Source organism: Bacillus sp. EB V-12, from assembly GCF_056158125.1.
Map to the genome: position 1 here is coordinate 118,509 of NZ_JBUXJL010000007.1, position 24,954 is coordinate 143,462.

At 38.9% G+C, this 24,954-nt stretch carries 22 protein-coding genes; 3 read left to right on the forward strand and 19 right to left on the reverse strand.

Going from position 1 to position 24,954, the window contains the following annotated elements:
- Nucleotides 1-64: 64 nt before the first annotated feature.
- From ACZDYH_RS20980 to spo0F, 11 genes are all read right to left on the reverse strand, one after another.
- Nucleotides 65-523, reverse strand: coding sequence for a GNAT family N-acetyltransferase (locus tag ACZDYH_RS20980; RefSeq protein WP_000758437.1), 459 nt, complete (start codon nucleotides 521-523; stop codon nucleotides 65-67).
- Between the two features lie 49 nt (nucleotides 524-572).
- On the reverse strand, nucleotides 573-1,433 hold the full coding sequence (gene spoIIR / locus ACZDYH_RS20985; protein ID WP_033692039.1) for a stage II sporulation protein R: 861 nt from the start codon (nucleotides 1,431-1,433) through the stop codon (nucleotides 573-575).
- 112 nt (nucleotides 1,434-1,545) lie between these two features.
- A complete protein-coding gene (gene prmC, locus ACZDYH_RS20990; RefSeq protein ID WP_001267065.1) occupies nucleotides 1,546-2,397 on the reverse strand; it encodes a peptide chain release factor N(5)-glutamine methyltransferase in 852 nt (283 codons plus the stop codon).
- Nucleotides 2,397-3,464: a peptide chain release factor 1 gene (prfA, locus tag ACZDYH_RS20995; protein ID WP_000887064.1), complete on the reverse strand. Its 1,068-nt coding sequence runs from the start codon at nucleotides 3,462-3,464 to the stop codon at nucleotides 2,397-2,399. Before prfA ends, prmC begins: the two co-directional genes overlap by 1 nt.
- A 266-nt stretch (nucleotides 3,465-3,730) precedes the next feature.
- Nucleotides 3,731-4,318 carry a thymidine kinase gene (locus ACZDYH_RS21000; RefSeq protein ID WP_000280859.1) on the reverse strand — a complete coding sequence of 196 codons (588 nt, stop codon included), beginning with the start codon at nucleotides 4,316-4,318 and terminating at the stop codon, nucleotides 3,731-3,733.
- A gap of 108 nt (nucleotides 4,319-4,426) precedes the next feature.
- On the reverse strand, nucleotides 4,427-4,672 hold the full coding sequence (locus ACZDYH_RS21005) for a type B 50S ribosomal protein L31 (protein ID WP_000643433.1): 246 nt from the start codon (nucleotides 4,670-4,672) through the stop codon (nucleotides 4,427-4,429).
- Between the two features lie 749 nt (nucleotides 4,673-5,421).
- Nucleotides 5,422-6,693: a transcription termination factor Rho gene (gene rho, locus ACZDYH_RS21010; protein ID WP_001053903.1), complete on the reverse strand. Its 1,272-nt coding sequence runs from the start codon at nucleotides 6,691-6,693 to the stop codon at nucleotides 5,422-5,424.
- A gap of 718 nt (nucleotides 6,694-7,411) precedes the next feature.
- Nucleotides 7,412-8,377, reverse strand: a complete 966-nt coding sequence (glpX, locus tag ACZDYH_RS21015) for a class II fructose-bisphosphatase (RefSeq protein WP_000442340.1) — start codon at nucleotides 8,375-8,377, stop codon at nucleotides 7,412-7,414.
- A gap of 116 nt (nucleotides 8,378-8,493) precedes the next feature.
- Entirely contained in the window at nucleotides 8,494-9,783 is a 1,290-nt protein-coding gene (gene murA, locus ACZDYH_RS21020; RefSeq protein WP_000413254.1) for a UDP-N-acetylglucosamine 1-carboxyvinyltransferase, read from the reverse strand.
- 332 nt (nucleotides 9,784-10,115) lie between these two features.
- A complete protein-coding gene (locus ACZDYH_RS21025) occupies nucleotides 10,116-10,973 on the reverse strand; it encodes a class II fructose-bisphosphate aldolase (protein ID WP_001131855.1) in 858 nt (285 codons plus the stop codon).
- A 210-nt stretch (nucleotides 10,974-11,183) separates the two neighbouring features.
- Nucleotides 11,184-11,552: a sporulation initiation phosphotransferase Spo0F gene (spo0F, locus tag ACZDYH_RS21030; RefSeq protein ID WP_000398594.1), complete on the reverse strand. Its 369-nt coding sequence runs from the start codon at nucleotides 11,550-11,552 to the stop codon at nucleotides 11,184-11,186.
- Nucleotides 11,553-11,753: 201 nt separating this feature from the next.
- Here spo0F and ACZDYH_RS21035 point away from each other — a divergent pair, with 201 nt between their 5' ends.
- Nucleotides 11,754-12,278, forward strand: a complete 525-nt coding sequence (locus ACZDYH_RS21035; RefSeq protein ID WP_139848937.1) for a DUF2529 domain-containing protein — start codon at nucleotides 11,754-11,756, stop codon at nucleotides 12,276-12,278.
- Between the two features lie 31 nt (nucleotides 12,279-12,309).
- Here the strand turns inward: ACZDYH_RS21035 and pyrG are convergent, their stop codons facing one another.
- The 8 genes from pyrG to ACZDYH_RS21075 form a co-directional block, all read right to left on the reverse strand.
- Nucleotides 12,310-13,917, reverse strand: a complete 1,608-nt coding sequence (gene pyrG / locus ACZDYH_RS21040) for a CTP synthase (RefSeq protein WP_000170460.1) — start codon at nucleotides 13,915-13,917, stop codon at nucleotides 12,310-12,312.
- A 257-nt stretch (nucleotides 13,918-14,174) separates the two neighbouring features.
- The gene (gene rpoE / locus ACZDYH_RS21045; RefSeq protein ID WP_000346280.1) at nucleotides 14,175-14,705 is read right to left on the reverse strand and encodes a DNA-directed RNA polymerase subunit delta; all 531 of its coding nucleotides are present in this window, start codon (nucleotides 14,703-14,705) and stop codon (nucleotides 14,175-14,177) included.
- Nucleotides 14,706-14,859: 154 nt separating this feature from the next.
- A complete protein-coding gene (locus tag ACZDYH_RS21050) occupies nucleotides 14,860-15,489 on the reverse strand; it encodes a TetR/AcrR family transcriptional regulator (RefSeq protein ID WP_000238599.1) in 630 nt (209 codons plus the stop codon).
- Nucleotides 15,490-15,555: 66 nt separating this feature from the next.
- Complete coding sequence (acdA, locus tag ACZDYH_RS21055) at nucleotides 15,556-16,695, reverse strand: acyl-CoA dehydrogenase AcdA (protein ID WP_049107313.1); 1,140 nt, start codon at nucleotides 16,693-16,695, stop codon at nucleotides 15,556-15,558.
- A 21-nt stretch (nucleotides 16,696-16,716) separates the two neighbouring features.
- Nucleotides 16,717-17,847 (reverse strand): acyl-CoA dehydrogenase, encoded by a 1,131-nt coding sequence (locus tag ACZDYH_RS21060; RefSeq protein WP_001011179.1) that lies wholly within the window; start codon nucleotides 17,845-17,847, stop codon nucleotides 16,717-16,719.
- Between the two features lie 73 nt (nucleotides 17,848-17,920).
- Nucleotides 17,921-18,772 carry a 3-hydroxybutyryl-CoA dehydrogenase gene (locus ACZDYH_RS21065; protein ID WP_000538874.1) on the reverse strand — a complete coding sequence of 284 codons (852 nt, stop codon included), beginning with the start codon at nucleotides 18,770-18,772 and terminating at the stop codon, nucleotides 17,921-17,923.
- Nucleotides 18,773-18,821: 49 nt separating this feature from the next.
- Entirely contained in the window at nucleotides 18,822-20,105 is a 1,284-nt protein-coding gene (locus tag ACZDYH_RS21070) for an acetyl-CoA C-acetyltransferase (RefSeq protein ID WP_002025101.1), read from the reverse strand.
- Between the two features lie 9 nt (nucleotides 20,106-20,114).
- A complete protein-coding gene (locus ACZDYH_RS21075; RefSeq protein WP_001086776.1) occupies nucleotides 20,115-22,226 on the reverse strand; it encodes a (Fe-S)-binding protein in 2,112 nt (703 codons plus the stop codon).
- A gap of 447 nt (nucleotides 22,227-22,673) precedes the next feature.
- Between ACZDYH_RS21075 and cls the strand changes: the two genes are divergently transcribed.
- Entirely contained in the window at nucleotides 22,674-23,867 is a 1,194-nt protein-coding gene (cls, locus tag ACZDYH_RS21080; protein ID WP_000966423.1) for a cardiolipin synthase, read from the forward strand.
- Between the two features lie 32 nt (nucleotides 23,868-23,899).
- Nucleotides 23,900-24,853 (forward strand): UV DNA damage repair endonuclease UvsE, encoded by a 954-nt coding sequence (gene uvsE, locus ACZDYH_RS21085; RefSeq protein WP_011110499.1) that lies wholly within the window; start codon nucleotides 23,900-23,902, stop codon nucleotides 24,851-24,853.
- Nucleotides 24,854-24,954 lie beyond the last annotated feature (101 nt).

The following is a 24,954-nucleotide window of genomic DNA, read 5'->3' on the forward strand; positions in this document are numbered from 1 at the left end:
AGTTTACTATGAGATTTATCCAAAAGACAAACAAGGTTTATCCACAAAATGTGGATAAACCTAATTAATCCGTGGATAACTTTGTGAATAGCTGACAATTTAGTATTATTGCATTCTGCTCTTTTATATTTTTACAAAAATGTTCTAGCTGTTGAATTCCCTCTGGAACCTCATCCTTTTCTATAGTAAAAAAGTCAAAGAACTGAAAGATCGGTACAGATTGTGGATGATTTGTTAGTAAGTACAATTGTTGAACACTTTTTTCTTTCATATACTGCAAAAACATTTCAAAAAAATATAAGAAAGTCTGTTTATCCACATGAGGTGTGAATAAACAAGAACGAATAAGTACATCTTCCCCACTTTGTTCATAACCAATTACAGCTCGTATTTCTTCCGCCTCTTCCAAAATCATAAATTGTGCGTACAACTCATTTATTTTATCATCTTTTTTATTAGCTTGTCCGAAAAAAGAATGTAATCTTTCCACATCTGCTTTCGTAGCAAAATACACTTTCTTCATAATAAATCCCTCCTCATTTTTATATATGAGGAGGGATTTATTAATAGTACTATTTAGAGAATAAAGATGTAAAAGCTTCTACAATAAACAATTTAACTTCTGGCTTTTCTTCTTCCTCTTCTACTTTTACATACTCATTTTGCTGTTCTTGTTTTTTCTCCACAGGTTTCTCCACTTTTTCCACATTTTTTGTTTCTTCTTTACTTACAGGCTGCTCTTCGACTTTTGTTTCATTTTTCACTACTTTCTTTTCAGAAGCTGTTACTTTTTTTACTGCTTCCCGCTTTACAACTTTCGTTTCTTTTACCTCATCCACTTTATTCTCTTCTGTATCTACTACTTCCTCATCTAGTTGTACCTGCTCCTCTTCAGGAGATTCCGCCTTCACAACGTGCTCTTCTTTTCTTACAGCTGTCCCGCTCGAAAAATCTAAGAAACACATTGGTGGAAATAATACACACCACCAGTTCGCCCCTTCACCTTCTCCAATTGTAATCAATACCGCTTCATATTCTCCTGCTGGATAAATAAAATTCCCATATACCTTTGTAGGAAACTTTACATTCTTACTAAATTTCACTTGAAATGATTCTTTACTTCCTTCTCTTTTTAACGTATTTTCCACCGTTTTCTCGATTTCTGGAATATGACTTTGAATTACTTTGCGCGCCTCTTCAAATGAAGTTAAATCCGCTACCCATCCATCAATTTGTGCTTTTACTTCATCACGCACTTTACGCTTTAATGCCTGGTCTTTATCTGAATCACTATTTGCTAAAATTCGTAATCGAACGGCCTCTTTCGGAATAACTGAAGGCCCTTTCGCATCAGCTTTCATATATCCAAACTGCACAAGTAACTGTGCACCAATTAATAGTATAAGAAGATAAGCAATAACTTGTTTTTTCATTTCCTCCACCGTCCCTTCTACAAACAGTGTGGACAGACTTTCATCTTTCTAAACTATTAAATTCAAAATCTATATGAATTTTTCCACAAAAAAATAGAGTAAGGTGTGAACCTTACTCCATCTCTGCAAATACCATACGATCTTTTCCGTTAATATCGAAAACAACCTCAACATGAGCATGTGGAAAAGCTTGTTGTAACAATCTTTTTACATCCTCACCTTGTCCTACTCCAATTTCAAACGCCACAATCGCTTTCTTCTGCAACACATTCGGCAATTCTTCCATAAAACGGCGATAGAAATCTAATCCGTCTTCACCACCAACAAGTGCTCTCTTCGGCTCATGCTCTTTCACAACAGGAGAAAGACCACGCCAATCCTCTTCCGGTATATATGGAGGATTTGAAACAACAACATCTAGCTTTTGACCCGTTTTATGAAATGGTGACAATAAATCACCGTGATAGAACGTTACTTCTGCACCTAAAGCTTTTGCATTTTCTTTTGCAACTTCAATCGACTCTTGTGCAATATCTACTGTATACACATGAAGATTTTTATTTTCTAAAGCAAGCGTAATAGAAATCGCTCCACTACCTGTACCTATATCTGCTACATGTAGTTTCTCATCACCAAAATGGCGCTCGATTCTTTCTAATACTCCCACTATAAGCTCTTCTGTTTCCGGCCTTGGTATTAATACTTCTTCATTCACAAAGAAAGACCGTCCATAAAACATTTCATAACCAATCATATATTGAATAGGAATACCTTCTACATGCTTATGGATAAACTCCGTAAAGCTTTTCTCTTGTTCCTCAGTTATTTCTTCACGCATATTCATAAGTAATCCTGTTCTGTTCACCTTTAATACATGACAAAGGACAATTTCTCCCGCATTTTCATCTCGTCCATTTTCCTGTAAAAAAGAAGAAGCCCATTTCAGGGCTTCATAGACACGCATTACTCAGCTGCCTCCATCTTTTGAGCCTGATCTTCCATCACTAAGGCATTGATGAAATCATCTAACTTACCTTGTAAGATTTGATCTAGCTTTTGAATCGTTAAACCGATTCGATGGTCTGTAACACGGTTTTGCGGGAAGTTATACGTACGAATACGCTCTGAACGATCTCCCGTACCAACAGCTTGTTTACGGTTTTGATCATACTCAGCTTGCGCTTCTTGTCTAAACTTATCATAAACACGTGCGCGTAATACTTTCATCGCTTTTTCTTTATTCTTGATCTGTGATTTCTCATCCTGACAAGATACAACTACACCAGTCGGTAAATGCGTTAAACGCACCGCTGACATCGTTGTATTAACGCTCTGTCCACCAGGTCCACTAGAAGCGAATGTATCAACACGAACATCTTTCTCATGAATATCAATTTCTACTTCTTCTGCCTCTGGTAATACAGCTACAGTTGCTGTAGATGTATGAATACGTCCACCAGATTCCGTTTCAGGAACACGTTGTACACGGTGAGCGCCATTCTCGAATTTCAGCTTCGCGAAAGCACCTTTACCATTAATCATAAAGATAATCTCTTTATATCCACCTAACTCTGTATAACTAGCCTCAATAATCTCCGTTTTCCAGCCCTGTACCTCAGCGTAACGGCTATACATACGGTATAAGTCACCAGCAAATAAAGCTGCCTCGTCTCCACCAGCAGCTCCACGAACCTCAACGATAACGTTCTTATCATCATTAGGGTCTTTTGGAACAAGTAAAATTTTCAGACGCTCTGATAATGTTTTATCTTGTGATTCTAACTCAGAAACTTCTTCTTTTACCATTTCACGCATTTCTGCGTCTAACTTATCTTCTAACATTGCTTTCGCATCTTTTAATTGCTCACGAACATCCTTATACTCACGATACACCTCTACCGTTTCCTGTATATCAGACTGTTCCTTTGAATATTCACGAAGCTTATTTGAATCACTAATAATCGCTGGATCACTTAACAATTCATTTAACTTCTCATAACGATTTTCTACAGCTTGCAAACGATCTAACACATCATTCACCTCTACATCCTAGTATCTAATACAAATAGTATATGGTACTTACTCAAAAAAACGCAAATTATATTTAAAAGTGGTGGTGGCTTGTTCAGCTCTGACCAGCTAAGGTTCTTTCGACCTAAAGGTGCTTTTTACCTTTCGGGCGGAAGGTTCTTAGATGCGAAGAGCTAGCCACCAGAACTAGATATATTTAAAAGCGCAAGCGGCTCAAACCGCTCATTCTCTCTATTTTGAAAAAAACCCGCCTTGCGCAGCGAGTTTTACTTATCTTTGTTTGCAGGTACTGCATGACAATGACGACAACGTGGTTCATACGATTCTGAAGCTCCAACTAAAATAATTGGATCATCAAATGCCGCTGGTTCTCCATCAATTAATCGTTGTGTACGACTTGCTGGAGATCCACATACAGAACATACTGCTTGTAGTTTTGTCACATGTTCAGCAATCGCCATCAGCTGAGGAACTTGTCCAAATGGTAGACCACGGAAATCTTGGTCTAAACCAGCTACAATGACACGATAGCCACGATTTGCCAATACTTGCACCACTTCCACAATGTCCCCATCAAAAAATTGCACCTCATCGATTGCAATAACATCCAGCTCTTCTGTAATATGTTCAAATATATCCTTTGAAGCTGAAACAGGAACTGCTTTTACCTTTAATCCGTTATGTGATACAACATCTTCTTCACTATATCGATTATCAATACATGGTTTAAATACAATTGCATGTTGTTTTGCAAATTGCGTACGGCGCACACGGCGGATTAGCTCTTCTGACTTGCCAGAAAACATACTACCGCAAATCACTTCAATCCAGCCATTTTGATTTATTAAGTACATGAAGCTCTCCTTTCATCTACTTTTCAGTTAAAAGTAGGGTAAAGGTATAATATTTTCGCAAAAAAAACAGACAAGCGAATACATACACTTGCCTGTTTTATGTTTTTATTACTTAAGACCGTATTTCTTATTGAAGCGGTCAACGCGTCCGTCTGCAGTAGCAAACTTCTGACGTCCAGTGTAGAATGGGTGAGAATCAGAACTGATCTCAACTTTTAGTAATGGATAAGTGTTACCATCTTCCCACTCAACAGTTTCGTTAGATCCTTTAGTAGATCCGCTTAAGAATTTGAAGCCTGTGTTTGTGTCCATGAATACAACTTTCTTGTAATCTGGGTGAATTCCTGCTTTCATTCTTTTCATCTCCTTCCGCCCTGAATCATTTTCGAAACAGAGTTTTTCATCTTCAGCTGCATACACAACTATATTGATGAAACACATATGATGAAATTATAACAAGGCTAACTTCATTTTGCAACTACCTGTTTTTGTCTTTTGAAATTAAAAGTGTAGACGGCTCGTTTAGCTCTGACTGGCTAAGGTTCTCTCGCACAAAAGGTGCTTTTTACCTTTAGTGCGGGAGGTTCTTAGACACGAAGAGCTAGCCGTCGGAACTAGATACAATTTAAAAGCAGAAGCGGCTCGCTCAGAATGGGAGGGGGGATGGAGCTTCTGACGTAGAGGTGCTTTTTACCTCGTAGGAAGACGCGAAGCCACCGACCATTCTAGCCGCTGGAGCTGGTATTATCTTAAAAGTGGAGGTGGCTCGCTCAGCTCTGACCAGTTAAGGTTCTTTCGCCCTAAAGGTGCTTTTTACCTTTCGGGCGGAAGGTTCTTAGATGCGAAGAGCTAGCCACCGGAACTGGATATCATTTAAAAGCAGAAGCGGCTCGTTCAGAATCCAGGACACTTCGAACTCTCGACCTTGAAGCGCTTTTTGCTTCATGCGAGAGAGTGAAATGACCGGAGATTTTAGCCGCTGGAGGGAGCTCATCCAGCTCTGACTGGCTAAGGTTCTTTCACTTATCTCTCTCTTTAATATCACCTAAACAGCATAAAAAACTCGCTTACTATAAAATAAGCGAGTCCTGATTTTTTTCCCTTTACTTAGTTGTTACATACCTTTTCGAGTCTGCAACAATGTTTTGTAAAAACTCTTCATTTGTCTTCGTTTGACGAAGCTTACGTAAGAAACTTTCAACAAAGTCTGGTGTATCACGCATTGTCTTACGAATGCCCCATAACTTGTCTAAATGTTCTTTTGGAATTAATAGATCTTCTTTACGTGTACCAGAACGACGAATATCAATCGCTGGGAAGATACGACGTTCAGCTAATGAACGATCTAAGTGAAGTTCCATATTTCCAGTTCCTTTAAATTCCTCGTAAATAACATCGTCCATACGTGATCCTGTATCAACAAGGGCTGTTGCTAAAATTGTTAAGCTACCGCCTTCTTCAATATTACGTGCAGCTCCAAAGAAACGCTTCGGTCTATGGAAGGCAGCTGGATCGATACCACCTGATAATGTTCTACCACTTGGTGGAATAACGAGGTTGTAAGCTCGAGCTAAACGGGTAATACTATCCATTAAAATGATAACATCTTTCTTGTGCTCTACAAGACGCATCGCACGTTCTAACACAAGCTCAGCTACTTTAATATGATTTTCTGGTACTTCATCAAAAGTAGAACTTACAACATCTCCTTTAACAGAACGTTCAATGTCTGTTACTTCCTCTGGACGCTCATCAATTAAAAGTACAATTAGTTCTGCTTCCGGATGATTTGTTGTAACACTGTGCGCGATTTCTTTTAATAGACTTGTTTTACCAGCCTTTGGAGGCGCAACAATTAAACCACGTTGTCCAAATCCAACTGGTGCGATTAAATCCATGATGCGTGTCGGTAACTTTTTCGGTTCCGTTTCCAATTTCATTTGGCGATCTGGGTATAATGGTGTTAATGCAGGGAAATGCACACGCTCTTTTGCTGAATCTGGATCATCTCCGTTTACAGCTTCAACTTGTAATAACCCAAAATAGCGTTCATTTTCTTTCGGAGGTCGTACTTTACCAGAAACCTTATCTCCATTACGTAAATCGAAACGACGAATTTGCGAAGCTGAGATATAAATATCTTCTGAGCTTGGAGAATAGTTGATAGGACGTAGGAATCCAAATCCTTCTGATTGAATAATTTCTAATACGCCTTCCATGAAAAAGAAACCTTCTTTTTCTGCTCGAGCTTTCAAAATAGAAAAAATCAGCTCTTTTTTCGTTAACTTGCTATAATACGAAATCTTAAATTCTTTCGCAAGCTCGTATAACTCTTTTAATTTCATGTTTTCTAATGCTGCAATTGACAAATTCATTCAGACACCACACTTTAACGTTATTCTCTTTTTTCATGGGTAAAGGGAAAAAATACGGAAGGCAAATAATTAATAATGAAAGGCAATAAGTTCAAGTAGGGTAATATTCACTATTGTAACCCTTTTATCTAGTTTTAATCAATACGTTGGAACACAAATACAAGAAGCGAAGACAAGAAAATTTGTCTTCGCTTCTTATTTAATTTAGTTCCAGCTCCGATAGTTAGAAAGATCGACCATTTTAACCTTTCTGAAGGAGCTGCTTACGCTTTTTATTTAATCTAGCTTCAGCAGCTAGAAGGGTCGGTGGCTTCACTTCTTCCTCCCATTCTGAACAAGCTGCTTACGCCTTTTATTTAATCCAGCTTCAGCAGCTAGAAGGGTCAGTCATTTCACCCCTTCCTGCGAGGCACAAAACGCCTCTTCGTCAGGAGTTCCAATGCCTTCCCCTTCTGAGCAAGCCACCTCCGCTTTTTACTTAATCTAGCTTCAGCAGCTAGAAGGGTCAGTCATTTCACCCCTTCCTGCGAGGCACAAAACGCCTCTTCGTCAGGAGTTCCAATGCCTTCCCCTTCTGAGCAAGCCACCTCCGCTTTTTACTTAATCCAGCTTCAGCAGCTAGAATGGTCGATGGCTTCACTTCTTCCTACGAGGCAAAAAGCGCCTCTACGTCAGAAGCTCCATCCCCCTCCCATTCTGAACGAGCTGCTTACGCTTCTTATTTAATAACCAAGTTTGGTTTTTTATTCAAGCTATGACGTCCATCCACGAAGCGAACTGTGCCTGATTTTGCGCGCATAACAAGGGATTGCGTTGTTCCTACGCTACCTTTAAATTGAACACCGCGTAATAGTTCTCCATCTGTTACGCCTGTTGCTGCAAAGATTGCATCGTCACCTTTTACTAAGTCCTCCATGCGAAGGATACGATTAATGTCTTCTATGCCCATTTTTTTACAACGTGCTAATTCAGCTTCGTTTTGTGGCAATAGTTTTCCGTGAATTTCTCCACCTAAACATTTTAAAGCAACTGCTGCTAATACACCTTCAGGTGCTCCACCAGACCCAAATAAAATATCTACACCTGTACGATCAAACGCTGTATTAATCGCTCCAGCTACATCTCCATCATTAATCAATTTAATGCGCGCACCAGCTTTACGAATTTCTTCGATAATTTCTTGATGACGTGGACGATTTAAAACTGTCGCTACAACATCTTCAATATCTTTATTTTTCGCTTTCGCAACTGCACGTAAGTTATCAATAATAGGCGCATCAATGTCGACCGCCCCAACTGCTTCTGGGCCAACCGCGATTTTATCCATGTACATGTCAGGGGCATGTAACAAATTACCGTGGTCTGCAATTGCAATGACAGCAAGAGCATTCCAGCCACCAGCTGCTACGATGTTTGTCCCTTCTAAAGGATCAACCGCAACGTCTACACGTGGTCCATATCCTGTACCTAATTTCTCTCCGATATATAGCATTGGTGCTTCATCCATCTCACCTTCACCAATTACAACTGTACCTTTCATCGGAATTGTATCAAATACATCACGCATAGCTGATGTTGCTGCACCGTCTGCCTCATCCTTTTTCCCGCGCCCCATCCAACGCGCTGATGATAAAGCTGCAGCCTCTGTTACACGTACTAACTCCATAGATAAACTTCTTTCCACGATAATCCCTCTCCTTTAAGCCTTTATATTTCTGCCGTATTTTGTGAACCGTGTTTTTCTATAAAGTGTACTTCCGCAAGTAGTGATGCTTCGCTTCCCCCTTGCGGAAGTATCACTTATGCGTTCTTCATTTCTTCAATTTCTTGCTTTGTCATTTGTTCTCGCCAAATGTTTGCACCAAGCCCTTTAAGCTTGTCCACTATATTCTCATAACCTCGATCAATATGCTCAAGTCCTGTTACTTCTGTAATTCCATCTGCCATTAACCCTGCAATAACAAGTGCCGCTCCTGCTCGTAAATCACTCGCCTTCACTTTTGCACCTTGCAGTAACACAGGACCAGTTACAATTGCCGAACGACCCTCTACTTTAATTTGAGCATTCATACGACGTAGTTCATCAATGTGTTTGAAACGGGCACCGTAAATTGTATCTGTTACAACTCCCGTCCCGTGTGCCTTTGTTAAAAGCGTCGTAAACGGCTGTTGTAAATCCGTTGGAAAACCTGGATATACAAGCGTTTTGATATCAACTACTTTTAACTTTCTATTACCGTTCACCGTAATTTGATCATCGTTCGTTTCAACTTGAACACCAGCTTCTCTTAGCTTTGCAGTAACTGATTCTAAATGCTGAGGAATAACGTTATCAACCGTTACTTCTCCTCCTGATGCAGCTCCTAGAATCATATACGTACCAGCTTCAATACGATCTGGAATGATAGTATGGTGACAACCATGTAAAGAGTCAACACCATCTATTCGGATTACATCAGTACCAGCACCTTTAATACGTGCTCCCATGCTTGTTAACAATGTAGCTACATCAATGATCTCAGGCTCTTTCGCTGCATTTTCAATAACAGTTCTACCTTTCGCTCGTACAGCTGCTAGCATAATATTAATCGTAGCTCCTACACTAACAACATCTAAATAAATACGTGCCCCGCGTAGCTCATCTGCTCTTAAATAGATGGCACCTTGTTCATTCGTAACATGTGCACCTAGCGCTTCAAACCCTTTAATATGCTGATCAATCGGCCTCGGTCCTAAATGACATCCACCCGGAAGCCCAATAACAGCTTTTTTAAAACGGCCAAGCATTGCACCCATTAAATAATAAGAAGCGCGCAATTTTTTCACTTTTCCATTTGGCAAAGGCATTGCAACCATGTTAGAAGGATCGACTACCATCTCTTCCTCCTGTCCATAAGTTACTTTCCCTCCAATTTCCTCTAGTAAGTCTCCTAACATTTTCACGTCCGAAATATTAGGGACACCACCAATAGTTACTGGAGTATCTGCTAAAATTGTCGCTGGAATTAATGCAACGGCACTGTTCTTTGCACCACTTACTCGAATTGTTCCATTTAAAGCTCTTCCGCCTTCAATTAGCAATTTTTCCATATTGAGCTCCCTTCTTGTGAATGTATTTACTTTCTATCTTTTTATAGAAAGCTCCCCTTAAGAATCTCAATTACTCTTTCCATCCCAAAACTCAATAAATAGGAAACCATTATCTTCATTTCTCCTGTAGCACGAATAGATAAAGATCAACTATTCATCGAATTCACTTTATCAATTTAGATACGTTATCACATTTATTAATAGGACTATGCACATTATTTTCTATTTAAAAACCAAAAATGATAAAATCTTTAGACTTGTTCACGCTTTCATTATACAACGAAAGGAAACCGTCTAAAAGACTAGACGGTTTCCAAAACGGAATTTTATTCTTACGCTTTACCGTTAGAACCGAATTCGCGAATTTTACCAATAACAGTTGCTTTGATAGCGTCGCGGCCAGGTCCGATAAATTTACGAGGATCGTAAACTTCTTGGTCTTTGTTTAATACTTCACGAACAGCTTTTGTAAACTCGATTTGGTTCTCAGTGTTTACGTTGATTTTTGAAGTACCTAAAGAGATAGCTTTTTCGATATCAGCAGTTGGGATACCAGTACCACCATGTAATACTAAAGGTACGCCAGTGAAGTCACGAACTTGTTCCATTTCAGCGAATCCTAAGTTAGGCTCACCTTTGTAAGGACCGTGTACAGAACCTAAAGCTGGAGCTAGGCAATCGATACCTGTTGCTTCAACAAGGTGCTTACACTCTGCTGGGTCAGCGTAAATTACGCCTTCAGCGATTACGTCGTCTTCTTGTCCGCCAACTGTTCCAAGCTCAGCTTCAACAGATACGTTACGAGCGTGTGCGTATTCTACTACTTGTTTAGTAGTTTCAACGTTTTCTTCGAATGGGTGGTGAGAAGCGTCGATCATTACAGATGTGAAACCTGCATCAATTGCTTCTTTACATTTTTCGAAGCTTGAACCATGGTCAAGGTGAATCGCTACAGGAACAGTGATGTTCATTTCTTCGATTAAAGCTTTAACCATAGCTACAACTGTTTTGAAACCAGTCATATGACGAGCTGCACCCTCAGATACACCTAGGATTACAGGAGATTTTTCTTCTTCCGCAGCAGCTAAGATAGCTTGAGTCCACTCTAAGTTGTTCATGTTGAATTGACCAACTGCGTATTTTCCTTCTAGTGCTTTGTTTAGCATTTCTTTCATAGAAACTAAAGGCATGGTGAATCCTCCTAAAAAACGTTTTTTGTATCCGATAAGTTCTTATCGCTGGTAGTATGACCAGAATAAGGTAAAATATGTATATCTACATACCGGACTTTTTTCTACACTCAATAGGATAACAACTTGTACTCAAAAACTCAACCGTATTCACCTGCACAATAGTCCATGTAAACGCTTTTTTCCATATTTTTTATAAAAAATTCATTTTTACGCCTCTACAGCGAGCTCATTTCTCACAGCTTGACGAATTTCATCAATATCAAATGGTTTAGCAAAATGCATTAAAGCTCCTAAATCTTTTGCTTCTTGGATCATATCAAGCTCTCCATAAGCAGTCATTAAAATTACTTTAATACTCTCATCAATTTCTTTTACATGCTTTAAAATCTCTATACCATCCATGCCTGGAATTTTCATATCTAACACTACTAAATCTGGATTATCTTTTTTCACGATATCTAAAGCTTGAAATCCATTCGCTGCTTGGAATGTCTGATAACCTTCTTTTTGGAACACTTCATGTAATAACACACGAATCCCATATTGATCATCAACGATTAAAATTTTACCTTCCATAATTCCCAACCTTTCTGTGTAAGTACAAGATTTAAAGCTTCTTATATCTTAACGATTTATTTTCGCTATTCTTTGGCAAATTCCTTCCTATTCTTTCTTATTTTACCGTTTCCTATTTTGTTATGCTACCCTACGATTTCACCTTTCTAAAAAAATAAATTATAATGAAAGCCGGCAAACACGTACGAAGGGAGTAACATTATGTTAAAAATTTTTTCAACTCAATTAAGTGGTTATTTCTCCAGAGTTTCTCAAAAAGAAGAAATGAATATAGAAGATAGCGCTCGTTTACTTGCTCAAGCACTAGTTGGCGATGGTTTCATTTATTTACATGGTACAAATGAAATGGAGGGCGTTGTTGCCGAGGCACTATTCGGTGCTGAACCAATGAAGCAAGCAAAACGCTTATTTGAAAATGGTAAAGAAGTAGAAGTAACTTCTGCAGATCGTGTACTTCTTATTAGCCGTTTTTCAACAGATGAAGCGGTTGTAGAAATTGCAAAAAAACTACAAGAAGAGGGACACTCTATTGTCGGCATTTCTGCTCTTCAAGAAGGTACGGAATCACTCGAACGATATACAGACGTACATATTGATACAAAACTGTTAAAAGGTCTTATTCCAGACGATGAAGGTAATCGCTACGGATTCCCAAGTTTAATGGTAGCTTTATTTGCTTATCACGGAATCAAATTTACAATCGATGAAATGTTAAATGAATATTAAAAAAAGCGCCTTATTTCAGGCGCTTTTTTTATTACTTGCTCTCTTTATTCGTAATAGAAGCTCTTACGAAGTCATGGAACAATGGTTGTGGACGGTTTGGACGAGAAACAAGTTCTGGGTGGAACTGTGCTGCCACGAACCAAGGGTGGTCTTTTAATTCAATGATTTCAACTAGACGGCCGTCTGGGCTTGTACCAGAGAATACAAATCCTTCTTTTTCCATATCAGGACGGAACTGGTTGTTGAACTCATAACGATGACGATGACGCTCATATACAACCGGCTCATTATAAGCATTGTAAGCATTTGTTTCTTCAGCAAGCTTACATGGGTATAGACCAAGACGAAGTGTACCACCTAGGTCCTCTACATCTTTTTGTTCTGGTAATAAGTCGATGATTGCATATGGTGTGTCAGGGTTGATTTCAGAAGAGTTAGCACCTTCTAAACCTAATACATTACGTGCGAATTCGATTGATGCAAGTTGCATACCTAAGCAAATTCCTAAGAATGGAACTTTGTTTTCACGAGCATATTGAATCGCAACGATTTTACCTTCTACACCACGATCGCCGAAGCCACCTGGTACAAGGATACCATCTGTATCGCCAACTAATTCTTTTACGTTTTCTGCTGTTACATGCTCAGCATTTACCCATTTTACTTCTACATCTGTGTCGAATGAGTAACCAGCATGACGAAGTGCTTCTACAACAGAAATATAAGCATCTTGAAGTTCTACATATTTACCAACAAGAGCGATTTTTGTTTTCTTAGAAAGATTACGCACTTTGTTAACTAGCGCAGTCCACTCTGTCATATCTGCAGCTGGATTGTCTAATTTTAAGTGATCACAAACGATTTGGTCCATGTTTTGTTCTTGAAGAGATAATGGAACCGCATATAAAGTATCTGCATCGCGAGCTTCGATAACTGCTTTTGTATCGATGTCACAGAATAATGCAAGCTTGTCTTTCATATCTTGAGAAACAGGCATTTCTGTACGAACAACGATAATGTTTGGTTGAATACCTAAGCTACGAAGTTCTTTAACACTATGTTGTGTTGGTTTTGTCTTCATTTCACCCGCTGCTTTTAAGTACGGGATTAACGTACAGTGAATGTACATTACATTGTCACGACCGATGTCGCTCTTAATTTGACGGATTGCTTCTAAGAATGGTAGAGACTCGATATCACCAACAGTTCCACCGATTTCTGTAATAACAACATCCGCATTTGTTTCACGGCCAGAACGATATACGCGCTCTTTAATTTCGTTAGTAATGTGAGGAATAACTTGAACTGTTCCTCCTAAATATTCACCGCGACGCTCTTTTTGAAGAACTGAAGAGTAAATTTTACCTGTTGTTACGTTGCTGTATTTGTTTAAGTTAATGTCGATGAAACGCTCATAGTGACCAAGGTCTAAGTCAGTTTCAGCGCCATCATCTGTTACGAATACCTCACCGTGTTGGTATGGGCTCATAGTCCCTGGGTCTACGTTAATGTATGGATCAAACTTTTGAATCGTTACGTTTAAACCACGATTTTTTAAAAGTCTTCCAAGAGATGCTGCTGTAATACCTTTTCCTAAAGACGATACTACACCGCCTGTTACAAAAATATACTTAGTCATGAAAAAGCTCCCTTCTATTTTGCTGTTATATAATCACCGTTGCAAAGCGCAACGTATGTAGATAACACTGTATCCATCTTATTGTTAGACTCTTTTTATTTTCTAAACAAAAAACAAAAAAGAAAATTGCTCCCCTCATCACAAAAAGTAATAAGTAGGGAGCAATTTTCTTTTATATTTACACTTTAAAAGTATTATCGTCCTTTTTTAAAGAGCCCAAAAATGATTCTACATGGACGATAATGAAAAGTCAAGAACTACAGTTCTTCCTCTTCTTCTTCTTCAGTTTCATCATACTCAAGTTCTTCTTCAGCGAAGTCGTCGTCATCTTCGTCTAAATCATCAAGATCGTCGTCATCTCCGTCTTCTTCTTCAAGAACCTTGTCCAAATCTTCTACATCGTCTTCATCTTCACTTACGTCTGCATCGTCGAAGTCATCTTCGTCTTCTTCAATGTAGTCGTCAAAACCGTCTTCTTCAACTTTACGTTTCTTCTTCGGTTTTGGTTGAGGCAAGATTTCTTCATCAATTTGCTCATATGGGTACCAGCTGCGTAGTCCCCAACGATTTTCTCCTAAATTAATGAAACGTCCATCGATGTTTAAGTCTGTATAAAATTGTGCGATTTTCGCATTAACTTGCTCTTGAGATAGTCCCAGCACTTGAGCGATTTCTTGAACCAACTCGTTGAATGTCGTTGCTTGTTTTTTATCCCCTAAAACGCTATGTACAACTTCAATCATTGAACATTCTTTTAGCTCTTCTGGTGAATATTGCTTAAAATCCACTTATGCGGCACTTCCTTTCATCAAATATAACCTTATATATAACGGCCTGCTTAAAAAAATCCATACTATTCATTATAAACAAAAGTCGCACAAATATGCTACAAAAAAAACGGGAAACTTTTATAGGGTAGTAAAATTATAATTTGTCTGTTCCTTATTTCGGAAGCATATGGGCCCCTTGCAATACATACCTAATTTGCATTTCTGTATATTCTTCGAGCGTATACAGTTTTTGCAGCGCCCAGCGTCTAAATCCCCACATCTGTCCTTGTATAAAAATATTATGCGCAAGAAGCTGTATTTCTTTTTTATTTAATGTAAATGTTCCATTTTCCGTACACTGTTCTAAAATATTCTCGAACATTCCTACCATTTGAAACTCCTTTTCTAATACATACGGAAGTGATTCTTTCGGTAAAAAGCGTACCTCTTGATACATTATCAATACTTCTTCCTGTAATTCGTCCATCACTTTAAAGTAATTCGTTATTGCTATCTTTAAACTTTCTATACTCCCTTTTTCTGTACACACTACTTCCTCTAATCTTTCTTTTACATGTTCATATATACTATCACAAACTAAATATAAAACATCATCTTTGGTACGAATGTACTCATAAAGTGTCCCTATACTAAACCCAGCCGCTTTTGCAATCTCTCTCGTTGTTGTACGCGGAAATCCTTTTTGTTTAAACAGTTGCACCGCACCTTTAATCATTTGTTCACGTCTTAACGCAACTAATTTTTCATCTTTCACCGATGCATGCACATTATGTTTAACCATTCTCTTCACCTCTCTCTATTATTTTTTGGAAGGAAAAAGCGTAGGAAAATACCTACGCTTTCGTTCCTACTTCGTTAACATACGAGAAATTACAAGCCTCTGAATCTCTTGTGTTCCTTCATATATTTGTGTAATCTTTGCATCTCGCATATAACGCTCTACTGGATAATCTTTCGTATAACCGTAACCACCAAATACTTGCACCGCTTCAGTCGTCACCTTCATCGCTGCATCGCCTGCAAATACTTTTGACATCGCTGATTCTTTTCCATACGGAAGCCCTTCTGATTCAAGCCAAGCCGCTTGATATGTTAAAAGGCGTGCTGCTTCTACATCTGTTGCCATATCCGCAAGTTTAAAGCCAATCCCTTGCTGCGCCGCAATTGGTTTTCCAAACTGATGGCGCTCCCTTGCATATTCTACAGAAGCATCTAAAGCTCCTTGTGCAATCCCAACAGCTTGCGCCGCAATACCGTTACGACCTCCATCTAATGTTTGCATCGCAACTTTAAACCCTTGCCCCTCTCCTCCAAGTAGATTCTCTACAGGAATACGGCAATCTTCAAAAATAATTTCAGTCGTTGGTGAAGAGCGAATCCCTAGCTTGCTCTCCTTCTTCCCAACTGAAAATCCCGGTGTATCACTTTCTACAATAAATGCACTCGTACCGCGCTGCTTCGATTCAGGATCAGTTAGCGCAAAAACAACATAAATATCAGCAATACCGCCATTTGTAATGAAAATTTTTGATCCATTTAAAATATAATGATCGCCATCTCTCTTTGCGATTGTCTTCATTCCACCAGCATCCGATCCAGATCCTGGTTCCGTTAAGCCGTATGCACCAATTTTCTTCCCTTCAGCCATCGGCCGTAAAAACTTTTGCTTTTGCTCTTCCGTCCCAAATTTAAAAATTGGCCATCCCGCAAGTGAAGTATGCGCAGACAGTGTTACACCTGTTGAAGCACAAACGCGAGATAATTCTTCAATAGCGATTACGTATGCTAAGTAATCGCTTCCAATTCCACCGTACTCTTCAGGCCATGGAATACCAGTTAAACCAAGCTCTGCCATTTGATCAAATAACTCTCGATCAAATCGCTCTTCTTCATCACGCTCAGCTGCTGTTGGTGCCACTTCATTTTTAGCAAAATCTCGAACCATTTTTCTTATCATTTCATGTTCTTCTGATAGTTTAAAATGCATCTCCGTCTCCCCCTCGCCCTTTTATAAAGCACGGCTAATAACAAGTTTCTGTATTTCACTTGTTCCTTCATATATTTGCGTAATTTTCGCATCACGGAAAAATCGTTCTACTGGATAGTCTTTCGTATAACCGTAACCACCAAATACTTGCACCGCCTCAATCGCGACTTCAACCGCTGTCTTAGAAGCAAATAATTTCGCAATAGATGCTTCTTTACCGCATGGTAATCCTTGTGCCCTAAGAGATGCCGCTCTATATACGAGTAACCTTGCTGCCTCGACACTTGTTGCCATATCTGCAAGCTTGAAGCCAATCCCTTGCTGCGCCGCAATTGGCTTCCCGAATTGCTCTCTTTCTTTTGCATAATCAATTGCACAGCCAAGCGCCGCTTCAGCAATTCCTAAAGCCTGCGCACCGATTCCAATTCGCCCAACATCTAAATTCGCCATCGCCACTTTGAATCCTTGTCCTTCTTCCCCAAGTAAATTCTCAGCTGGCACTTTCATATCTTCAAAAGTAAGTTGTACTGTACGAGAACCGAGAAGTCCCATCTTATGTTCATCTTTTCCAATGATTAAACCAGGTGTATCTTTCTCTACTATAAATGCAGAAATACCACTTTTTCCTGCCTCTGGATTTGTAGAAGCGAATACAATGTATGTACTTGCTTCACCACCATTTGTAATAAACACTTTCGATCCATTAATAATATAATGATCACCTTTTTTCACAGCTCTTGATTTCAAACTCCCTGCATCTGATCCTGCATTTGGCTCTGTTAAAGCAAATGCACCTAAATATTCCCCGGTTGCAAGTTTAGAAACATATTTTTTCTTCTGTTCTTCTGTTCCAAAATATAAAATCGGATTCATTCCAACTGACGTATGTACAGCTAAAATTACACCAACTGTTGCACTTACCTTTGAGATTTCCTCAATTGCTAGAATGTAAGAAATAAAGTCCATTTCTGCCCCGCCGTATTTTGCAGGCGCTGGAATACCCATTAATCCAAGCTCACCCATCTTTTGCAAAATCTCTTTCGGGAACACCCCTTGTTCCATACTAGGAACAAAGGGAGCTATTTCCTTCTGTGCAAAATCCCGAACCATTTTCCTCATCATTTGCTGCTCTTCATTAAAACGAAAGTTCATATATTCCGCCTCCATTTGCTATATATCCTTTAAATAATTTGGTAAGACCACTATGTTGTAACAAAGGGGGCATTTATTCGTAAACGTAGAATCCACGACCTGTTTTACGCCCTAACCATCCTGCATTCACATACTTACGTAATAACGGACATGGGCGATATTTACTATCTCCTAATCCTTCATGCAACACTTCCATAATGTATAAACACGTATCTAAACCGATAAAATCGGCGAGTGTCAAAGGCCCCATCGGATGGTTCATACCAAGCTTCATGACTTCATCAATTGCTTCTTTCGTCGCTACACCTTCATATAACGTATAAATTGCTTCGTTAATCATCGGTAGCAAAATGCGATTTGATACAAAACCTGGGAAATCATTCACTTCAACTGGTACTTTCCCAATTTTTTTCGTAATATCTTCAATTGCTTCATATACCGCATCATCGGTAGCCAAACCACGAATAATTTCAACAAGCTTCATAACTGGAACTGGATTCATAAAGTGCATACCGATTACTTTTTCCGGACGCTTCGTTACCGCTGCAATTTCTGTAATTGGCAGAGATGACGTATTCGTCGCTAAAATTGCGTGTTCTGGAGCAATTTCATCTAGATTCGCAAAGATTTTCTTTTTAATATCCATTTTCTCAACAGCTGCTTCAATAATAAGATCCGCTTCTTTCACACAATCTAAATCAAGCGTTACTGTAAGACGATTCAATGTGGCTTCCTTCTCTTCTTCCTTCATACGTCCTTTTTCTACTTGGCGTGCTAAGTTTTTCGTAATGATAGCCAATCCTCTATCTAATTGCTCTTGCTTTAAATCTTGTACCTTCACGTCATATCCTGCCATTGCACATACTTGTGCAATTCCTGATCCCATTTGCCCTGCACCAATTACAACAATGTTTTGTACACCCATTTTTTCTTCCCCCTTAATTGTTAATAAATTTTATACCCTCGAACTTTAATTAGTGAACTTCAATCATCACTGCATCCCCTTGACCGCCACCGCTACAAATCGAAGCAATTCCAATTCCGCCGCCGCGCTGCTTAAGTGCATGGATTAGTGTAACGATAATGCGCGCTCCGCTTGCTCCAATTGGATGTCCCATCGCTACCGCGCCGCCATTTACATTCAATTTTTCCGGATCAATTCCTGCGATTTCTGTACTTGCAATTGCTACCGCTGCAAATGCTTCATTAATCTCGAATAAATCGATGTCTTCAATTTTCTTGCCTGTTTTTTCAAGCAATGCGTTAATTGCATAACCTGGCGTTCTTGGGAAATCTTTAGATTCCACTGCAATTGCTGTATGCGCCAAAATTGTCGCTAATGGCTTTCTTCCTTCTTGCTTCGCTCTGTCTTCGCTCATTAATACAAGTGCGGCACCACCATCATTTAGTCCCGGCGCATTACCAGCTGTCACCGTCGCTGTCTTATCAAATACAGGTTTTAACTTTGCTAACTTTTCAATCGTTGTATCTTCACGTGGCGCCTCATCCTTTGCAACGACAATAGGATCGCCTTTTCTTTGTGGAATCGTTACTGGCACGATTTCCTCTTCAAAACGCCCTTCTTTATGCGCTGAAACCGCACGCTGATGGCTACGATATGCCCATTCATCTTGCGCTTCGCGAGAAATTCCATCTTCCTTCGCAACTTCTCCGCCATAAACGCCCATGTGTGTACCTGAAAATGCACATGTTAAACCGTCAGCAACGTTTAAATCAACAACTTCGTTATTGCCCATTCTGTATCCCCATCTTGCTCCGCGTAAAATGTAAGGACTGTTACTCATCGACTCCATACCGCCAGCTACAATTAGTGATTGATCGCCAGTACGAATAATCTGATCCGCCAACGTAACCGCACGAAGTCCTGATGCACAAACTTTATTCACTGTTTCCGTCTGCACTTCCCAAGGGATTCCAGCAGCCCTTGCAGCTTGGCGCGATGGAATTTGCCCCTGTCCACCTTGAATAACCGTTCCAAATATAACTTCTTCAACATCACTAGCCGCAACATTTGCTCTTTCAAGCGCTGCTTTAATTGCAATTCCTCCAAGTTCCGCCGCTTTTACATCTTTTAAAGATCCTCCAAATTTTCCAACTGGTGTTCTTGCAGCACTTAAAATAACTGTTTTACTCATGTTTCTTTCCCCCATTTCATTTTTTAACACTGAGCGCTCGCTCGGTATCCCTACGTTGAGAAGAGGTGCAATCATTGCACCTCTTTCTAAAGTTGTATACATTCTTACAAACTACATCGCTTCTTTTTTCTGTCCGATAACAGATCGTTCTAAAATCTCTGTCACATCAAGAGTTTGAACCTTCTCTTCTACCTCTTTCGCTTTCGTTCCATCACTGATCATCGTTAAGCAATATGGACAACCTGTACCGATAATGGATGGCTGTACAGCTAATGCTTGTTCTGTACGAGCAACGTTAATACGTGAACCTGTTGTTTCTTCCATCCACATTAAGCCACCACCTGCGCCACAGCACATTCCCGTTTCACGGTTACGTGCCATTTCTACAAGATTCACTCCAGGAATCGCTTTCAAAATGTCACGTGGCGCTTCATACACTTCGTTGTATCTTCCTAAATAACAGGAATCATGGTACGTAACTGTTTCTTCAATAGCGTGAACAGGCTTTAAGCGCCCTTCTTTCACCCACTGAGCTAACAATTCTGTATGATGATAGACTTCTGCTTGCAAGCCAAAGTCCGGATACTCATTTTTAAATGTGTTATAAGCATGAGGATCAATCGTAACGATTTTCTTCACTCCTGCCTTTTCAAATTCTTCGATATTCTTTGTCGCCATCTCTTGGAATACAAATTCATTTCCAAGGCGGCGTGGTGTATCTCCAGAATTCTTTTCTTTATTACCGAGAATTGCGAATGAAATGCCTGCTTCGTTCATTAACTTCGCAAACGATATCGCAATCTTCTGACTACGGTTGTCGTATGATCCCATTGAACCAACCCAGAATAAATACTCGAATTCCTCCCCAGCTTTTGATTTTTCTTTTACAGTTGGAACTGTTACTTCGTCATCACCTTGGCGCCATGTTTCACGCTCTTTACGGTTCAGCCCCCACGGATTTCCTTGACGCTCGATATTTGTCATCGCGCGTTGTGCTTCCGCGTCCATTTTTCCTTCAGTCAAAACGAGATATCGACGTAAGTCAATAATTTTGTCAACATGCTCATTCATAACTGGGCATTGATCTTCACAGTTACGGCACGTTGTACATGCCCAGATCTCTTCTTCTGTAATAACATCTCCGATTAAACTCGGATCGTAAGCGAGCGTTGTAGACGCTGATTCTTGTTGCCCTTTTCCAGCTGCCATCATCGCTAACTGATTTCCTTGTGTATTATTGAAGGCAACTACTGGAACCCACGGTGCTTTTGATGTTACCGCAGCTCCTTTATCAGTTAAATGATCGCGAAGTTTTAAAATTAAGTCCATCGGTGATAACATTTTTCCTGTTCCTGTTGCCGGACACATATTTGTACAACGGCCACACTCTACACAAGCGTATAAGTCAATAAGTTGATTTTGTCTAAAGTCTTCAATTTTACCAACACCAAATGTTTCTTGCGTTTCATCTTCAAAATCAATCTTTTCAAGCTTCCCTGGGTTTGAAAGACGACCGAAGAATACATTAGCTGGTCCTGCAATTAAATGCGCATGTTTTGATTGTGGAACATACACTAAAAACGTTAACAAAATTAGTAAATGCACCCACCAAGAAAAATAGAACACTGAAATGGCTACGGTTTCATTTATCCCGCTAAAAACGTAAGCGATTGCAGAAGCAATTGGTTCACTCCATGAAAGCTCCTCGCCATGCCATATAAGTCCCATACCGTTACCAAGTAGCACAGAAATCATTAAACCACCGATAAAAATAAGAACAAGACCTGATTTGAAGTTACGTTTTAAACGAACAAGCTTTTCTACATAACGTCTATGAAAAGCCCAAAATACTGCAATTAAAATAACAAGTGTGACAATTTCCTGGAAGAATGTAAATGCAGGGTATAGTGGTCCAAGTGGAAGATGTGATCCTGGTGCGAGTCCTTTCCAAACGAAGTCAATTGCTCCAAATTGGACAAGAATAAATCCGTAAAAGAACATAACGTGAATGATGCCGCTTTTCTTATCTTTCAGCAGCTTTTTCTGACCGAAAACATTGACCTTAAGGAGATCCCAACGCTCTTTAAAACGACGGTCAAATTCAATCTTTTTCCCTAACTGTATGTAGGCCATTCTCGTCCGTATAAGATATACAAACAAATATCCTGCATAAGCAATAACAGCAATGGCAGCCAGCCAATTAATGATCAGTAAGCTATTCATTTTTATGCTACCCCTCTCTTTGTAAGCCTTCTTTCTTTTTTTGAATCTTCAAAAATATATAATTTTCTGAATTATATCCCCTATCCCCATTATATAATGAGTGAGCATTCAGTCAACAGTTTTTTGTTATAGAACAACACATTTTTTCATAAAGCTGTTTATTTCGGTGAAACTATAAAGTGAAACTTTAATCAGCAGGGGTGGTTCATCCCCCGCTGATTATTAGTTGAACCAATCGGGCTTTTACGGGCAGTTGATTTCCAAACTAGCTTCTGCTTATTCATCAATTTTTGAAATAGGAAGCTTACTGCCCGTTAAAGCGGGATAAAGTGACACTTTAACCAGTACAAGATCTATCCTCTAAAGAAATTTATAATAACAGCCGCGCTACCCGTATCATTTGTAACACACTGAAGGTGAAAAGAATGCGAAGGAGGGAATTCACTAATGCTCTACTTATCTCTTTTGTTAATATCCGTTGCTCTTTGGATTACAATTGACCTTTCATACGGGAGACTTCTTCATTTAAAACGAGTAAGCTCTCGCACTTTCCCTTTACGTCAAAGTGATTTTCACCTTTATACATACGGGAAAGATTTGTATGACGCTTTATTTACTGATATAAAACAAGCACAGCATCACATTCATATTTTATTCTTCATTGTAAAAAACGATAAAATCAGTCGTGAATTTTTAAAATTGCTGATTGATAAGGCTCAGGAAGGAATTGAAGTACGACTTTTACTTGATCGATTTGGCAGCCATTCTTTATCAAACGAAGCTATTCGCTCCCTGCAAAAACATGGTGTATCTTTTTCATTTTGTCATAAGGTAAAATTTCCTCTGCCTTTCTTTTCTGCCAATCAACGAAATCATAGGAAAATTACAGTGATTGATGGGAAAACCGGCTATATCGGGGGATTTAATATCGGTGAAGAGTATCTAGGGCATAATGAATATTTAGGATTATGGCGAGACTACCATTTACGTCTTACAGGAGAAGGGGTTCAAGATTTACAAAAGCAATTTTTGCATGACTGGTTTGATGATACGAAACAAAATTTATTAGATGCTTCTCTTTATTTTCCAAAACAAAACCCAGGTACCATCCTGCATCAATTTATTCCGACTGATGGGGCTTATTTACAGCATACTTTTTTACATTTAATTAACGCGGCAAAAAAAGAAATCTGTATCGGTACACCATATTTCATTCCTGGAAAAAAAATTATGAATGCCTTATTAAAAGCAAGAGAAAGAGGGGTTCAAATCACAATTCTTGTTCCAGAAAAAGCTGATCACCCTCTTGTTCGAGAAGCCAAATTTCCGTACTGCCGAAAATTAATACAGGCTGGTTGCAATATTTATGCATTTCAACAAGGTTTTTTTCACGCCAAAATTATTATAGTAGACGATGATATTTGCGATATCGGAACAGCAAACTTTGATATGAGAAGTTTATATATTAACCATGAAATAAACTGCCTGTTATATAATAAACATTTCATTCAAACAGTAAAAAAGAAATTCCATGAAGATCTAGAGAATGCATCTGTACTTTCCTATAGCGATGTAAACCCGCCTTCTCTTATCGATAGAGGAAAGGAATGGATTGGAACAATGTTTGCTTTCTTTTTATAGGAAAGACAATGAATAAAAGAGGTGTATCTCATATGCTTATACGGTTTGGATATGTCTCACATGCAATGGCACTCTGGGACTGTTCTCCTGCCAAAACAATGACGTTTACAAGCTTTAAGAAACTCAGCAAGCAAGAGCGAGAAGACAAACTGTACCATGTTATAAGGCAAAATTTAGAGCACACAATACGTATCCTTCATTACAATATAGCGCATGAAATCCCACTATATCGCCTATCGTCTTCCATCGTCCCACTTGCAACACATCCCGAAGTCGAGTTTGACTATATTGGGGTATTCACACCACTTTGGCGTAAAATAGGGGCTTTAATTAAAGAACACAATTTACGAATAAGTTTTCATCCAAATCAATTTACGCTATTTACAAGCGACAAGCCACATATTACTACTAACGCTATTACGGATATGACTTATCATTATAAAATATTGGATGCTATAGGCATTGCAGATTCTTCTTACATTAATATTCATGTAGGTGGAGCCTATGGAAATAAAGAAAAGGCAATTGAGCGCTTCCATGAAAACATAAAAAAACTTCCTACACATATAAAAAAACAAATGACTCTTGAAAATGATGACAAAACCTATACAACCGCTGAAACTTTATCAATTTGCCAAAAAGAAAATATTCCATTTGTATTTGATTATCATCATCATATGGCCAATCTTTGCGAGGAACCACTAGAAGAGTTGCTTCCTGCAATTTTTGAAACTTGGTCACATACAAATATCTCTCCTAAAGTTCACATTTCCTCCCCGAGATCGGAAAAAGAATTTAGGGCTCATGCTGAATATATCGATTTAGAGTTTATTAAGCCTTTCTTACACATTGCAAAAAAACACAATCATAATTTCGATATTATGATTGAAAGTAAACAAAAAGACTTAGCATTATTCCAATTAATAGATGAACTTTCTGCTATAAGAGGAATTAAAAGAATAAGTGGTGCAATGTTACAGTGGTAAATTGTAACTTTGCACCATTTTTTCAAAAAAGTAATTTTTATAGTAAAAAACATCCTATTTTATATGCTATTATTTAAATTAGCATTCCCTCGAGATTCAAC